The organism is Herminiimonas fonticola, from assembly GCF_040395855.1.
In the GTDB taxonomy this organism is placed as follows: domain Bacteria; phylum Pseudomonadota; class Gammaproteobacteria; order Burkholderiales; family Burkholderiaceae_D; genus Oxalicibacterium; species Oxalicibacterium fonticola_A.
This window is the reverse complement of the sequence record NZ_JBEBPO010000069.1, coordinates 1-13,461: the sequence shown is the minus strand read 5'-3', so window position 1 is coordinate 13,461 and position 13,461 is coordinate 1. Positions and strand designations below refer to the sequence as shown.

15 protein-coding genes are annotated in these 13,461 nt (G+C 54.4%); 5 read left to right on the top strand and 10 right to left on the bottom strand.

Features of this window, described 5'->3' with window-relative positions; all coding sequences use genetic code 11:
* The 3 genes from ABWP27_RS09460 to ABWP27_RS09450 form a co-directional block, all read right to left on the bottom strand.
* Positions 1 to 422 (bottom strand): TPM domain-containing protein (locus ABWP27_RS09460; RefSeq protein WP_353155955.1); only part of this gene is annotated, 422 nt, incomplete at its 3' end.
* A 9-nt stretch (positions 423 to 431) separates the two neighbouring features.
* Positions 432 to 1,025, bottom strand: a complete 594-nt coding sequence (locus ABWP27_RS09455) for a LemA family protein (protein ID WP_353155953.1) — start codon at positions 1,023 to 1,025, stop codon at positions 432 to 434.
* Between the two features lie 50 nt (positions 1,026 to 1,075).
* Positions 1,076 to 1,966, bottom strand: a complete 891-nt coding sequence (locus tag ABWP27_RS09450; RefSeq protein ID WP_353155951.1) for a DMT family transporter — start codon at positions 1,964 to 1,966, stop codon at positions 1,076 to 1,078.
* Positions 1,967 to 2,025: 59 nt separating this feature from the next.
* Between ABWP27_RS09450 and pyrF the strand changes: the two genes are divergently transcribed.
* A complete protein-coding gene (gene pyrF / locus ABWP27_RS09445; protein ID WP_353155956.1) occupies positions 2,026 to 2,841 on the top strand; it encodes an orotidine-5'-phosphate decarboxylase in 816 nt (271 codons plus the stop codon).
* 33 nt (positions 2,842 to 2,874) lie between these two features.
* On the opposite strand, the gene ABWP27_RS09440 is transcribed toward pyrF, so the two are convergent.
* The 5 genes from ABWP27_RS09440 to ABWP27_RS09420 all read right to left on the bottom strand — a co-directional run bounded on the left by ABWP27_RS09440 (position 2,875) and on the right by ABWP27_RS09420 (position 6,542).
* Positions 2,875 to 3,363 (bottom strand): CinA family protein, encoded by a 489-nt coding sequence (locus tag ABWP27_RS09440; protein WP_353155950.1) that lies wholly within the window; start codon positions 3,361 to 3,363, stop codon positions 2,875 to 2,877.
* 14 nt (positions 3,364 to 3,377) lie between these two features.
* Positions 3,378 to 3,902 carry a phosphatidylglycerophosphatase A family protein gene (locus tag ABWP27_RS09435; RefSeq protein ID WP_353155948.1) on the bottom strand — a complete coding sequence of 175 codons (525 nt, stop codon included), beginning with the start codon at positions 3,900 to 3,902 and terminating at the stop codon, positions 3,378 to 3,380.
* 1 nt (position 3,903) lies between these two features.
* Positions 3,904 to 4,866: a thiamine-phosphate kinase gene (thiL, locus tag ABWP27_RS09430; protein WP_353155946.1), complete on the bottom strand. Its 963-nt coding sequence runs from the start codon at positions 4,864 to 4,866 to the stop codon at positions 3,904 to 3,906.
* A 170-nt stretch (positions 4,867 to 5,036) separates the two neighbouring features.
* Positions 5,037 to 6,248, bottom strand: coding sequence for an NAD(P)/FAD-dependent oxidoreductase (locus tag ABWP27_RS09425; protein WP_353155944.1), 1,212 nt, complete (start codon positions 6,246 to 6,248; stop codon positions 5,037 to 5,039).
* A 129-nt stretch (positions 6,249 to 6,377) separates the two neighbouring features.
* A complete protein-coding gene (locus ABWP27_RS09420; RefSeq protein WP_353155942.1) occupies positions 6,378 to 6,542 on the bottom strand; it encodes a rubredoxin in 165 nt (54 codons plus the stop codon).
* Between the two features lie 611 nt (positions 6,543 to 7,153).
* Here ABWP27_RS09420 and ABWP27_RS09415 point away from each other — a divergent pair.
* On the top strand, positions 7,154 to 9,466 hold the full coding sequence (locus ABWP27_RS09415; RefSeq protein ID WP_353155940.1) for an NADP-dependent malic enzyme: 2,313 nt from the start codon (positions 7,154 to 7,156) through the stop codon (positions 9,464 to 9,466).
* Positions 9,467 to 9,530: 64 nt separating this feature from the next.
* On the opposite strand, the gene ABWP27_RS09410 is transcribed toward ABWP27_RS09415, so the two are convergent.
* The gene (locus ABWP27_RS09410) at positions 9,531 to 10,466 is read right to left on the bottom strand and encodes a 5'-nucleotidase (protein ID WP_353155939.1); all 936 of its coding nucleotides are present in this window, start codon (positions 10,464 to 10,466) and stop codon (positions 9,531 to 9,533) included.
* Positions 10,467 to 10,623: 157 nt separating this feature from the next.
* Here ABWP27_RS09410 and ABWP27_RS09405 point away from each other — a divergent pair, with 157 nt between their 5' ends.
* On the top strand, positions 10,624 to 10,998 hold the full coding sequence (locus ABWP27_RS09405) for a YkvA family protein (RefSeq protein ID WP_353155938.1): 375 nt from the start codon (positions 10,624 to 10,626) through the stop codon (positions 10,996 to 10,998).
* A gap of 214 nt (positions 10,999 to 11,212) precedes the next feature.
* Here the strand turns inward: ABWP27_RS09405 and ABWP27_RS09400 are convergent, their stop codons facing one another.
* The gene (locus tag ABWP27_RS09400) at positions 11,213 to 11,470 is read right to left on the bottom strand and encodes a hypothetical protein (RefSeq protein ID WP_353155937.1); all 258 of its coding nucleotides are present in this window, start codon (positions 11,468 to 11,470) and stop codon (positions 11,213 to 11,215) included.
* Positions 11,471 to 11,650: 180 nt separating this feature from the next.
* Between ABWP27_RS09400 and ABWP27_RS09395 the strand changes: the two genes are divergently transcribed.
* Positions 11,651 to 12,106, top strand: a complete 456-nt coding sequence (locus ABWP27_RS09395; protein ID WP_353155935.1) for an RrF2 family transcriptional regulator — start codon at positions 11,651 to 11,653, stop codon at positions 12,104 to 12,106.
* Between the two features lie 96 nt (positions 12,107 to 12,202).
* On the top strand, positions 12,203 to 13,396 hold the full coding sequence (hmpA, locus tag ABWP27_RS09390; protein WP_353155933.1) for an NO-inducible flavohemoprotein: 1,194 nt from the start codon (positions 12,203 to 12,205) through the stop codon (positions 13,394 to 13,396).
* Positions 13,397 to 13,461: the final 65 nt, after the last annotated feature.

Sequence of the window (13,461 nt, the reverse complement as noted above, 5' to 3'; positions counted from 1 at the left end):
GGTGCAATGACATCCTGCAATACGCGCTTCGATTGTGCGTCGGTCAGCACGCCCTGCACACCGCGTCCGGTTTCTATGCGCATGCGGCCGGAGGCGGCGGAATTGTTTTTTGCGATCAGCAGGATTACGCCGTCGTCCACGCCTTTGCGGCCCAGTTTCCATGCATCGGCCACGCGTATGCTGTATTGCTCTATGGTTTCCGGTTCGGTGCTGTTGATCAGCAACACGGCGATCTGGCTACCGGTGCGCGTTTCGTAATCCGCCAATACATTTTCCAGCGTAGTCCGCTGGCCGGCATTCAGCATGCCGGCCAGGTCGGTGACGCGCTCCTTGAGCGGCGGCACTGCGACCAGATTCTGTGCGCTGGCCAGCACGCAAAAAAATGCGAGCGTGCATACCAGCAGATGACGGAAGATTTTCATCGTTTGAAATTACTTGCCGAAGTTGACGGCAGGCGGCGCCGAGATCGCTTTTTCATTTTCTACCGTGAATGATGGTTTCACCGGATAACTGAAAATTTTTGCCGTGATGTTGGTCGGGAAGCTGCGCGCGAGCACGTTGTATTCCTGTACGGCAGCGATGTAGCGCTGGCGTGCAACCGTAATGCGATTTTCCGTGCCTTCCAGTTGCGACTGCAAGTCGCGGAAGCTGGTGTCGGCTTTCAGTTGCGGATAGTTTTCGGAAATTGCCATCAGGCGCGACAGTGCCGACGACAGTTCGCCCTGTACTTGCTGGAATTTGCTGAAGGCTTGCGGATCATTCAATACTTCCGGCGTGATCTGGAAGCTGGTGGCAGCGGCACGCGCCTTGGTCACGGCTTCCAGAGTTTCGCGTTCATGCGAGGCATAACCCTTGACCGTATTCACCAGATTCGGAATCAGGTCGGCACGGCGCTGATACTGATTGACGACTTCGCCCCACGCGGCCTTGGTCGCTTCATCTTTCGCCTGGAAGTCGTTATAGCCGCATGCGCTCAGCATGGAAGCAAATGCGGCAATCGCCAGCCATTTCAGTAATGTCGTCATTTCATTTCTCCGTGAATAAGAATCCTGTTTGCGCAGTTTGTGTGCCGCGCCTATTTGATGGCGCCGGTACGCGGTTTCAATAGTACCGTGCCCATTGCCGCCAGTATCAGCAACATCGCTGCGTAATCCTGCCAGTGCGGTGTTTCATGTAACACCCAGGCGCCGGAAAAAACGCCGAGTACCGGGATCATCATGACCGACAAACTCGATGCCAGCGGCGGCAGCTTGCGCGCGAGCGTAAACCAGGTCACCTGGCCGAAACCGAAGATCATGAGGGCGTTATACGCTATTGCTACCGCTTCGCCGGACGTAGGCAGACGCCAGTAACGATATTCAACCAAAGCCGATACCACGGTCATGCATATTGCCGTCAGCACCAGCATCCAGAATGTCAGTGTAATCGTCGGAATTTTTATTTGCGTGCGTTTCATCAATACCGTGCCGTAACCCCAGGCTGCGGCAGCGACCAGCATCACCATGCTACCCATAGGCTGACCGGCCAGTGTGGCGAATTCACTCGATAGCAGCAACAGTGCGCCACTGAATGCAAAGCCTATGCCGCACCAGCCAAGGCGGCTGATCCGGTCGCGGAAAAAAATCAGGCCGGACAGTATTGCCCACACCGGCATCGTGTAACCCAGGATGGCCGCGCGTCCGGACGACAGCATTTTTACACCGACGATCATGAAGATATTCCAGATCATCAGATTCGGAATCGCCAGCGTAAAAATGGTTCCCAGATCGTCGCGCGAAATTTTGAGGGATGTGCGCTGCATGCGGGCGGCCGCCCATATAACGGGAATGGAGCCGGCGATGCATAGCGTACGGAATGCGATAGGCGGAAAATTCTGTACCGCGATTTTCATGATGGGCCAGTTGATGCCCCAGCATAGCGTCAAAAGGACGAGTAAAACCCAGTCTTTGCGTGAAAGTGATGTCATGCCGGAACAATATCATGACGCGTTACAATACGGTCTGCCTGAAAACGAGAGAAACCGCTGTGACCTTCATCGATAAACTGTCTGCTGCATGGCGGACGCAAAACTCGCAACTTTGCATAGGCCTGGATCCCGATCCGGCCAAATTCCCTGCACATTTGCAGGGCAAGCCTGATGCCATCCTTGATTTTTGCAAGGCAATCATCGATGCAACGGCGGATACTGCCTGTTCGTTCAAGCCGCAGATCGCCTATTTCGCCGCCTTGCGTGCGGAAGATCAGCTGGAAGAAATCTGCACATACCTGCGCGAACGTTATCCGCATATTCCTGTTGTGCTGGATGCCAAGCGCGGCGATATCGGTGCAACGGCCGAACAATATGCACGTGAAGCATTCGAGCGTTATGGTGCTGATGCCGTGACGGTCAATCCCTATATGGGTTTTGATTCGGTACAGCCTTATCTGGAACGGCAGGATAAAGGCGTGATCGTGTTGTGCCGTACTTCCAATGCAGGCGGCTCCGATTTGCAGTTTCTGGATGTGGGAGGGAAGCCTTTGTATCAGCATGTGGCGCATCTGGTGGCGGACAAGTGGAATACCAATGGGCAATGCGCGTTGGTGGTCGGTGCAACCTTCCCGAACGAGCTGGCGCAAGTGCGCGCGATCGTCGGCGACATGCCTTTGCTGATTCCCGGCATCGGTGCACAGGGTGGCGATATCAAGGCGACGGTGGAAGCCGGACGCACGGCGAACGGTACCGGCATGATGATCAATTCATCGCGCGCCATTCTGTATGCCAAATCGGATGAGAGTTTTGCGCAAGCCGCACGTCAGGTTGCGCTGGAAACCAGAGACGCGATCAATCGTTTTTGCGCTTGATCCCGCCCGACCTTCAAGGTGCGAACTTGAATGTCACTGCGTAGTATCGAGAAAATCCAGCAAGCCCTGCAATGCATGCGCGACACTTTGCTCGCGTACTGCATGGCGATCGCCATCGAATATCATTTGATCGACGTGTAGCTGCTCACCCTGCGCCCAGCCGAAACACACTAATCCGACCGGTTTGTCCTGTGTTCCGCCGTCCGGTCCGGCGATGCCGGTGGTGGAAAGCGCCACGGTGGCCTTGCTGTTGGCAAGCGCGCCCTGGCACATTGCAGCGGCGGTTTCCCTGCTGACCGCGCCGTGTCGTGCCAGCAGGGTTTCCGGCACTTTCAATAAATTCATTTTGGATTCGTTTGAATAAGTGACGAAGCCGCACTCAAACCATGCCGATGATCCGGCGATTTCTGTAATCGCCTGCGCCACGCCGCCGCCGGTGCAGGATTCGGTGGTTGCCAGCAGCAAGCTGCGTTCCTGCAAACGGCGACCTACGCGTTCTGCCAATTCCAGAATGTTCTGCATGCTTTCTTTCCTGCCTAGAACGAGCGCCAGATGGCGAATACCAGCAGCGTAAAAAATGCGGCCACGATATCGTCGAACATCACACCCATGCCGCCCTTGAAACGCCGGTCGAAGTAGGCGATGGGCGGCGGTTTGACCATGTCGAAGAAACGGAAGATGAGGAAGGCGTAAAACTGCGTCCACACATCTGCCGGCGTGATGAATAGCAGCACCAGCCAGAAGGCGATGACTTCATCCCACACCATGCTGCCATGATCGGCAACACCGAGATCGCGGCCGGTTTTGGCGCAAGCCCAGACGCCGACAAAAAAACCGGCGACGATGATTGCCAGCCAGTTGAAAGGGCTGAAGAATTCCGGCCAGCGCAGGCTCAGCACATAGAACGACAGCCAGCCGAACAGCGTGCCGAAAGTGCCGGGCATGATTTTCGACAGGCCGCTGCCGAATCCCTGCGCGATCATGTGCGCGGGGTGTGACAGCATGAAGCCGGAGTTGGATTTGACGGGGATGGCTGGATGCTGCGTGGAAGGTGAGCTCATGTCAGGCGAAATGGTCGAATGAAGCGAGTTGCAAGGCGAGGGGTTTGCCGTCGCCGTCGATCAGGCGTGTGCCGAGTTCGGCTTCGATTGTGCCGATGCGTGTAACCGGCGTCGCGGCCGACAAGGCGGCACCGAGCACGGCATCGCGGCGGGATACCGGTGCGCTGAAACACAATTCATAGTCATCGCCGCCAGCCAGTACAAAACGACGGCGCATTTCCAGTGACTGTTTCTGCAGCACGGCACCGGCCGGAAAAGTATCGACCTGCAACGTGGCGCCGACGCCGGAACTTTTCAGGATATGGCCGAGATCGCCGATCAAGCCGTCGGATACATCGAGTGCAGAATGTGCAATCCCGCGCAAAGCCAGGCCCAGCGCAACCCGCGGCTGCGGTGCATGCAGGCGCACGCAAGCGACTTCCAGTTCGGCGGCATCCAGCGTGTATTCGCCGCGCAAGGCGCCCAGTGCCAATCGTGCGTCGCCTAGCGTGCCCGAAACCCAGATATCGTCGCCGATTTGCGCCGTATCGCGGCGCAATGCCTGGCCGATCGGGGTATGGCCGAAAACGGTGATGCAGATATTCAGTGGGCCTTTGGTTGTGTCGCCACCTATCAATTCGCAATTATGTGCATCTGCCAGCGCAAACAGGCCGGCAGAGAATTGCTCCAGCCATTGCTCGTCGGCACGCGGCAGGGAAAAAGCCAGTGTGAATGCCTGCGGTTCCGCCCCCATTGCTGCCAGATCGGACAGGTTCACGGCCAGCGATTTATGGCCGAGCTGATAAGGGTCGGCGTCGGCGAAAAAATGCCGTCCTTCGACCAGCATGTCGGTTGAAATTGCGGTTTGCATGTCTTCCTGCTGCAGCAGCAGCGCGCAATCGTCTCCGATGCCGAGCAGGGCGCGGTTTTTGGGGTGAGCGTGACGCACGAAATAACGTGCGATCAAATCGAATTCGGACAACATGCAGCAATTGTACAGAAGGAAGTACCGGTCTTTGCAGACTATGCAATTTGACCGGATATGCAAGTGCAGAGTAGATGAAACGCAGCTCTTATTCGTTGTTCTTATGCTTGAAAATGGTGCTGCATTTCATCTAGTGGATGGGGCGTTAAAGTCTGGCGTATTGCGCCGTATCAGCTGGCGGTTTCGTCCACCTTGGCGCTGGCTGGTTGCCCCAGTGCAGCGAGCAGTTCCTGACGAATCGCATTGTCATGCGGCGATACGCCGAAGCCCGCCATTACACCGTCGGCATCGTAAAAACGGCAGATTCTGCGGCCGGTTTCCGTCGTTTCTCCTATCCAGTTTCCGGTGGCCGCGACTTGCGGCAATGGCGGAATCAATGCCAGCGGATAGCTTGGCGTTTTGATCAGGACCGGCGCCGGTTTCAAATCGATTTCGGTGCGTTCGCCGCTTAGTGTGCGGGCAATGGCGCGCCCGGCCGTCATGATAGGAGCGATGTAGGGCAGGATGCGCGTGCTGCCGTCAGCTGGCCACGTGTATTCAGCACAGTCGCCCAAGGCGTAGATGTCTGCGGCACTGGTTTGTCCGGTGCGATCGATGATGATGCCGCGGCCGGTTTTGAGTTGCGCCGCATGTGCCAGACGCAGGTCTGGTCGCAGGCCGACGGCGGACAGCACGATATCGGTTGTGACCGTGTTGCCATCGGCCAGATTCACACGCAAGTCGGTACCTGCATGGGTGACGGTTTCTGCCACTGTGCCCAGATGGAAGGTGACGCCGCGTGCGATCAGCGCGGCTTGCAAGCCTTCCGACAAGGCGGGGGCCGCCAGTGCTGCCAGCGGTCGCGTACTTGGATCTATCAGCGTGATGGCGTGTCCGGATCCAGCCAGGTCGTCGGCAAATTCGCAGCCGATCAAACCGGCGCCGAGGATGGTGATGCGTACCGGGGTCGCATTGTTCGGTGCATTGATGCGTTCGCGAAATGCAGCGTAATCATCGATGTGATTGACCGACAGCACCTGATCAGCAGCATCTCCCTTCAGGCCCAGTTGTATCGTTTGCGCGCCCACCGCGAGCACCAGTTTTTCAAACTCGAATGCACCGCCGCTGGTGTCCACCGTTTTGGCCGTTGCATCAATGCCGTTGACGCGGGTACCGGTCATCAGCGTGGCATTCAGTTGCTCGGCCATCTGCGTTGCACTGTGCGTGATCAGTTGCTGTGCACCCTTGCCTTGCGCAAATGCATTCGACAGCATCGGCTTCGAGTAAAAGCCGCCGCTGTCTTCCGTGATCATGATCAGCGGCGTCGTTTTGTCCAGTTTGCGAAACTCGCGTGCGACCGTGTAACCGGCGAGTCCGGCTCCGATAATGATGATGGGTTTCATGTACATCCTTAATGTCAAAATGCCGTGCCGGAATTTTCCGGCACGGCATGTCCGCTTGCAGTACTGCGATGTGCAGTCACTGCAAGCGCTATCAAATTACGCCTGGAATCATTATTTAGAATCGTTATTTTAAATCTGCACCATTTCAAAATCGACTTTGGCAACACCGCACTCAGGGCATTCCCAGTCGGCGGGTACGTCATCCCATTTTGTGCCGGGTGCGATGCCGTCTTCCGGCATGCCTGCCGCTTCGTCGTAGATAAAACCGCAAACGATGCATTGATACGTGTTCATGATAATTCCTTAATTGATCATTGTGAATGAGTTGTGGTGAGTACAGGTGAATCCTGTTTTTTACGCTTGCACAGCAGCCGGCACGGCGCAATAGCTGCTGGCGTGCTGCCGTCTGTTCAAGGCGGCAAAACGTTTGGCGGCCATTTCCAGCGTGCGTTGGCGTGCGAGTACTTTGGATGCATCGATTGCTCATCACATTCAGTCACAGTTGCCATATTACCTTCTTCAATTGCAGGATGGCGGGACTTTGAATGCATCTTGCTGTACTCGCAGGTTTTGTCTTTGATGGCAATTTCAAATATTTTTACCAGCGTTCTTTGTGCTTCTGGATGTGGCAGAGCGAGATGGCCGTACGCATACATGAGTTTTGATTCCTTGTATCTGAGATTTTTTGCGCCATCGTCGGTGCCCTGTTATCCCCTGTTGATTCATGGGGATATATATTTATATGTAAAATTAATTGAAAATGTTGGGTTGATAGTTTTGTCTTTGTCCGGTTTGAATATTGAGTCGCAAGAATAAGTAGAAACACGTATAAAAATAAAAATCAGGCATTGCGGCTCTGCTAGAATGAAATGCTTTCCTACGCTTAAAAAGGACGGCAGCCTAGTATGGATTCGAACATCGACAAGAAAGAAGAACTTCGCCTTCAGTTACGTCAAGCAGCACTGGAATATCACGAGTTTCCCACTCCGGGGAAAATCAGCGTCACTCCCACCAAGCAAGTTACCAATCAGCGCGACCTGGCTCTGGCATATACGCCGGGCGTAGCGGTTGCCTGCGAAGAAATTGCTGCCAATCCGGCTGATTCCTATCGCTACACCTCGCGCGGCAACCTGGTGGCAGTCATCACCAACGGTACTGCAGTCCTGGGCCTGGGCAATATCGGCCCCCTGGCCGCCAAGCCGGTGATGGAAGGCAAAGGCGTACTGTTCAAGAAATTTGCCGGTATCGATGTATTTGATATCGAAATCAACGAAACTGATCCCGATAAATTGTGCGACATCATTGCGTCGCTGGAACCGACTTTCGGCGGCATCAATCTGGAAGACATCAAGGCGCCGGAATGTTTCTACATTGAGCGCACCTTGCGCGATCGGATGAAAATTCCGGTCTTCCATGACGATCAGCATGGTACGGCGATCATTGTCGCTGCCGCGATCCTGAATGGATTGAAAGTCGTCGGAAAAACGATAAGCAATACCAAGCTGGTCGTGTCGGGTGCGGGAGCTGCGGCGCTGGCCTGCCTGGATTTGCTCGTTGATCTCGGTTTTCCGCTGGAAAATATTTTTGTTACCGATCTGGCCGGCGTTGTGTATCAGGGCCGTGTCGAATTGATGGATCCGGCGAAGGAAAGATTTGCGCAAAAAACCGATGCGCGCAAGCTGGCCGATGTGATCGGCGGCGCCGATGTTTTTCTCGGCGTTTCCGGCGGCGGGGTATTGAAACCCGATATGGTGGCTGCGATGGCCGACCGACCGCTGATTCTGGCGCTGGCCAATCCGACCCCTGAAATTCTGCCGGAAGAAGTGCGTGCAGTGCGTAGCGATGCCGTGATTGCGACCGGGCGTTCCGACTATCCGAATCAGGTCAACAACGTCCTGTGCTTTCCTTACATCTTCCGTGGCGCGCTGGATTGCGGTGCGACCACGATTACGCGTGAAATGGAAATCGCTGCCGTGCATGCGATTGCGCAACTGGCGCAAGCCGAGCAATCCGATATCGTTGCCACCACTTACGGCATCAATAATCTGAGCTTCGGGCCTGATTACATCATTCCCATGCCTTTCGATCCGCGTCTGATGATCAAGATCGCAATGGCAGTGGCGAAGGCGGCGGAAGAATGCGGTGTGGCTGCCCGTCCGATCAAGGACATGGAAGCCTACGCGGATAAATTGCAGCAATTCGTTTATCGCAGCGGCACCTTCATGAAGCCTATCTTCCAGATTGCGAAATCGACACCGCCGGATTTGAAGCGCATCGTTTATGCCGAAGCAGAAGAAGAGCGTGTATTGCGTGCAGTGCAGGTTGTGGTCGACGAAAAGCTTGCAAGACCGATTCTGATCGGTCGTCCCGCCGTATTGGCGCAACGCATCGAGCGTTTTGGTTTGCGCATCAAGCCGGATGTCGATTTCACCATCATCAATCCGGAGCACGATGATCGTTACCGCGATTTCTGGCAGACCTATTTGCAGATGACCTTGCGCAAAGGCGTGACCGAGCAGTACGCGAAGCTGGAAATGCGTCGTCGTCATACCCTGATCGGTGCAATGGCTATCCACAAGAAATACGCGGACGGCATGATATGCGGCACTTTCGGCACCACAGATCTGCATCTCAAGTATGTCGAACAGGTGCTGGGCAAGCGTGCCGGTGTCAACTCGTATGCGGCGATGAATTGCTTGATTATGTCGGATCGTCAGTTGTTCCTGGTAGATACGCACGTCAACGAAAATCCGAGCGCCGAGCAATTGGCCGAGATCACGATATTGGCAGCGGAGGAAATGCGCCGTTTCGGTTTGCCGCCGCGCGCTGCCTTGCTGTCACATTCCAATTTCGGTTCAAGCAATAGTGAATCGGCGCAAAAAATGCGCAAGGTGCTGCAACTGGTCAGAGAGCGCGCTCCCGATCTGGAGATCGATGGCGAAATGCACGGTGACCTTGCAATGAGTGCGACAGCATTGAAAAAAGCGATGCCGGATTCGACCTTGAAAGGTGATGCCAATCTGCTGGTATTCCCGAACATCGATTCCGCCAATATTGCCTACAATCTGCTGAAAACGACAGTCGGCAACGGCGTGGCAATTGGTCCGATACTGCTCGGTTGCGACAAACCGGTGCATATTCTGACGCCATCGGCAACCGTGCGTCGCATAGTCAACATGACGGCATTGTGTGTGGCGGATGCGGTAGCGGATCGCTAGATCGTCCGTCAATAAAAAAGCCGCCCGTTAGTGATAACGGGCGGCTTTTTTTATTGCCGCCTGCTCAGTTATTCTTGCTGTTTCTGACTTCGCCGCGCAAAGGCACGCGGCCGGTTTGCACCAGCGGTGAGGCGCGATCGCAATGGCCGGCCTGATCGTCAAAAAACATATGCGGCTTGAATGCAGCGAGCACATCGGACTTTGCCACGCCGCCCATGAAAAAAGTTTCGTCTATCGTTACATCCCATGCGCGCAGGGTGCGGATGACACGTTCGTGTGCCGGCGACGAACGCGCAGTGACCAAGGCGGTGCGTATCGGTGGCGTAGCGATGGTGCTGCCCTGCGCATTTCTGAAGCTGTTCTGGATGAAGGACAGGGCTTTCAGCAAGCGTGCGAATGGCCCTTCCGGCAGCGGCTTCAAGGCATTTTCGCGTTCGTGATTCTCGAAGGCCTCGATACCCTGGGTTTGATAGATCAGTTCCGATTCGTCAGAAAAAATCACGGCATCGCCATCGAATGCAATCCGTATCTGATCCAGTTCTTCCAGCGCATTCGCAGGTTTCTGATACAACAGTGCAGCGGCGACATTGGAATTGACGGCGGCCTGCACGTCGTCTTCATGCAGGGATAAAAACAGGCTGACATTGAATGCCTGCAGGTAGGGTGCCAGCGAAGCGCCGCCTGACAGCACGGCACGCGTGATATCGAGATCGTAATGCTTGATTGAATTAAAAATGCGCATCGATGTTTCCGTCGAGTTGCGCGACATGATGACGACTTCGACCAGGCGTTGATCCGGTGTCAATGCATTGAGCTTGAGCAGTGCGCGCACCAGCGCGAAACCGGCGCCGAGTTTGAGAATTTCATTTTCATTGTCGAGTTGATGCTGGCGATACGCTTCCAGACCCTGGGTACGGAAAATGGCTTCTTCCACTTCCAGGTCGAACAGCGCACGCGAGGAAATACCAACTACCAGCAAGCGATCGAGTGAAACGGGCATGATGCAATTTTCTCTTGAGTTATTCTGTATTGGCAGGCAAGGGCAGGTGAAATGAAGACAAGTAAAATGGATTCCGCATACTGTCACACAAAAAGCCTGGAATCATTATAAGCATTCCAGCCTTGCACAATTTTTTTCCGCATCTGATAGAGGCGCAATGAAGGAAACGATAAGAACGTGGGCCAGGCGCATCAAGCGTGATGTGATGGTGCTGTGGTTTGCACGCAAACATCCGGATACGCCGCTGCTGGCAAAAGTTATTTGCGTGCTGGCCGTGCTGTATGCCTTGAGTCCGATCGATCTGGTGCCGGATTTTGTACCGATACTCGGTTATGTAGACGACATGCTGTTGCTGCCGGCGCTGATCTGGCTTGCCGTGCGCTTGTTGCCGCCGCATGTGCTTGCTGCGTGCAGGGAGCAGGCAAACGACTGGATGGGCCGGCAAAGCCGCAAGCCAAAAAGTTATATCGGCGCTGTTATTGTGGTGCTGCTCTGGTGTGTTGTTGCCTATCTTTTCTGGCGCTGGATATAAATTCTCTGATGCGGGACGTGCTGAGATATGGCGATGTGCGCCATGCTTGATCTTCATGGCACGCCGGTTGCTTATGTAGTTGCGGTGTTATTTGATGACGACAGATGCCGGCTGTATGAAACCGGAGCACATGGTGCAGGCAAGTATGCGTGGTGAGGCCGAGCGGAAAAGTGAGCGGCAAGGCGGACCGAAATAGGCCGTCTTGCCGACTGTGTTATTTCTGTTCTTCTTCGTCTTTATCGTAAAACGAGACGCGCACAGCGCGGGTGCGATGCAGTTTTTTCAATCCGGCCTTGGTGCCAAGGTAGGCGGCAAGCAGGCAATACAGCAGCGCCATCCAGCCCAGGTAATAAACGCCTACAAAAGGCAATACGATTACCAGCACGGTCGAGAAGAAATCGCGCTTGTTCAGCGTAATCCAGTAATGCGACAATGCGTAAACGATGAAGAGCCCGATAAAACCTAACAGCATGATGTGTCCCCTGATACGGATAGTTTCCACATTCTAGCATTTGAAATTTTCAATGCCTGTTTAATGTGTGACGGTGGTGATTGCCGTACTTGCTATTTTTCCATCACTAAATGAGTGATGGAATAAGTTGCTTTTTAAATGCATATTTAATAGAATGTTCGCACTGGAGTGCCCTGGCTGATGAAATTAACCCGATTTTCTGATATTGGATTGCGTGTGCTGATGTATTTGGCGCGGGAAGCGCGCAGCCCGGCCGTGACGGTTGCTGAAGTGGCAATGCAGTTCGACGTGCCGCATAATCATCTGGTCAAGGTCGTCGGCGCTCTGGCGAAGATGGGTTGCATCGATGCGGTACGTGGGCGCAATGGCGGCATACGGCTGGCGATGGATGTGGACAAGCTGCATATAGGCGATGTCTTGCGCATGCTGGAAGGCGATACCGAAATGGTTGATTGCGAACGCATCGGTTGCCGCCTGTCTAGCGATTGCCTGTTGCGTGATGCATTGAAAGTCGGTATTGAAGCTTTTTACGACACGATGAACCTGTACACGCTGGCCGATATCGTGAACGGCAATGTCGGCGAGCACATCGGCAATATGCACAAGGTTTTTTTGATGGATCGTGTCAACCTGTAGTTTGACTGCCGTAGTGCGATTCGTGTGAATGATAGGACCGCAAGGTCCTTTTTTTAAGTTTATAAGTAGTATTTTAAGTACAACATAGGAGTGTGAATGTTATCTGCTGAATCCCGTCCGTATATCGATGCCAGTGTTCCGGTTCTGCGTGAACATGGTCTTGCCATTACGCAGGTGTTTTACAAGAATCTGTTTGAATCGCATCCGCAGTTGCATCATGTTTTCAATGCCGGCAATCAGGCCAACGGCTCCCAGCAGCAGTCGCTGGCATCGGCTGTGTTCGCCTATGCGGCCAACATCGACAACCAGGCTGCGTTGACGCCGGTGATCTCGCGCATCGTTCACAAACATGTTTCGCTGGGTGTTACGGCTGCGCATTACCCTATCGTCGGTGAGCATTTGCTGGCCGCAATCAAGCAGGTGCTGGGCGATGCCGCAACGCCAGCCCTGATTGCCGCGTGGGCAGAGGCTTACGGCTTGCTGGCGCAGGCATTGATCGATGAAGAAAACCGTTTGTATCAGGCCGCCGACGTACAGCCGGGTGATTTGTTCAATATGCGTGTGGTGGCAGTGGAAAAGGAAAGCGCACAGGTTACTTCCTATTCCATGGTGGCAGTAGACAAGCAATTGCCGGAATTCCAGCCTGGCCAGTATGTGAGTGTCGCTATATTCCTGCCCGACGGTTTGCGTCAGTTGCGTCAATACAGCTTGTCGGAATCGCCGGATCATCAACATCTGCGCATCTCGGTCAAGCGCGAAGTGGCCGGTGAGGAAACGCCGGCCGGGATGGTGTCGAACTGGCTGCATGACAATGTGGTTGTGGGCAGCATCCTTCCTGTCAGCATGCCGGCCGGTGACTTTACGCCGGATACCGATGGCGAAGATCCTATCGTTTTGCTGTCTGCCGGTGTTGGCATCACGCCGATGATTTCAGCGTTGAACCGGATTGCCAAAGTAGCACCGCGGCGCCGTGTCATTTTTGCCCATGCCGCGCGTAATGCACACCATCATCCGCATCGCGCCGATATCGCAAAGGCCGTGGCAAGCATGCCGAATCTGCATAGCGTGACTTTTTATGAAGAAGCCGAGCACGATGATGAAACCAGCCTGGCAGGAAGAATGGAATTGAAAAAACTGCCGCAATGGGATGTGAAAAAAACGCAGGTTTATATGTGCGGTCCGTTGCCATTCATGCAGGCACAATGGGCGGATCTCGTTGAGAAGGGTGTGCCGACGGAGCATCTGCATCGTGAAGTGTTTGGCCCGGATATGCTGGATCATTTGATTTAAGAATCCATTGCTTTGACAACCCATTTGTAGCGCGACCGTCCTTGCTGAAAACAAGGGCGGTCGTT

Bases quoted from the DNA above. Each gene is read 5' to 3' on its own strand.
- ABWP27_RS09410 (WP_353155939.1), bottom strand. From the start codon at position 10,466: ATGCCCGTTTCACTCGATCGCTTGCTGGTAGTTGGTATTTCCTCGCGT.
- ABWP27_RS09415 (WP_353155940.1), top strand. From the start codon at position 7,154: ATGGATTCGAACATCGACAAGAAAGAAGAACTTCGCCTTCAGTTACGT.
- ABWP27_RS09400 (WP_353155937.1), bottom strand. From the start codon at position 11,470: ATGCTGTTAGGTTTTATCGGGCTCTTCATCGTTTACGCATTGTCGCAT.
- ABWP27_RS09420 (WP_353155942.1), bottom strand. From the start codon at position 6,542: ATGAACACGTATCAATGCATCGTTTGCGGTTTTATCTACGACGAAGCG.
- thiL (WP_353155946.1), bottom strand. From the start codon at position 4,866: ATGTTGTCCGAATTCGATTTGATCGCACGTTATTTCGTGCGTCACGCT.
- ABWP27_RS09425 (WP_353155944.1), bottom strand. From the start codon at position 6,248: ATGAAACCCATCATCATTATCGGAGCCGGACTCGCCGGTTACACGGTC.
- ABWP27_RS09435 (WP_353155948.1), bottom strand. From the start codon at position 3,902: ATGAGCTCACCTTCCACGCAGCATCCAGCCATCCCCGTCAAATCCAAC.
- ABWP27_RS09450 (WP_353155951.1), bottom strand. From the start codon at position 1,966: ATGACATCACTTTCACGCAAAGACTGGGTTTTACTCGTCCTTTTGACG.
- ABWP27_RS09395 (WP_353155935.1), top strand. From the start codon at position 11,651: ATGAAATTAACCCGATTTTCTGATATTGGATTGCGTGTGCTGATGTAT.
- ABWP27_RS09455 (WP_353155953.1), bottom strand. From the start codon at position 1,025: ATGACGACATTACTGAAATGGCTGGCGATTGCCGCATTTGCTTCCATG.
- ABWP27_RS09440 (WP_353155950.1), bottom strand. From the start codon at position 3,363: ATGCAGAACATTCTGGAATTGGCAGAACGCGTAGGTCGCCGTTTGCAG.
- ABWP27_RS09405 (WP_353155938.1), top strand. From the start codon at position 10,624: ATGAAGGAAACGATAAGAACGTGGGCCAGGCGCATCAAGCGTGATGTG.
- hmpA (WP_353155933.1), top strand. From the start codon at position 12,203: ATGTTATCTGCTGAATCCCGTCCGTATATCGATGCCAGTGTTCCGGTT.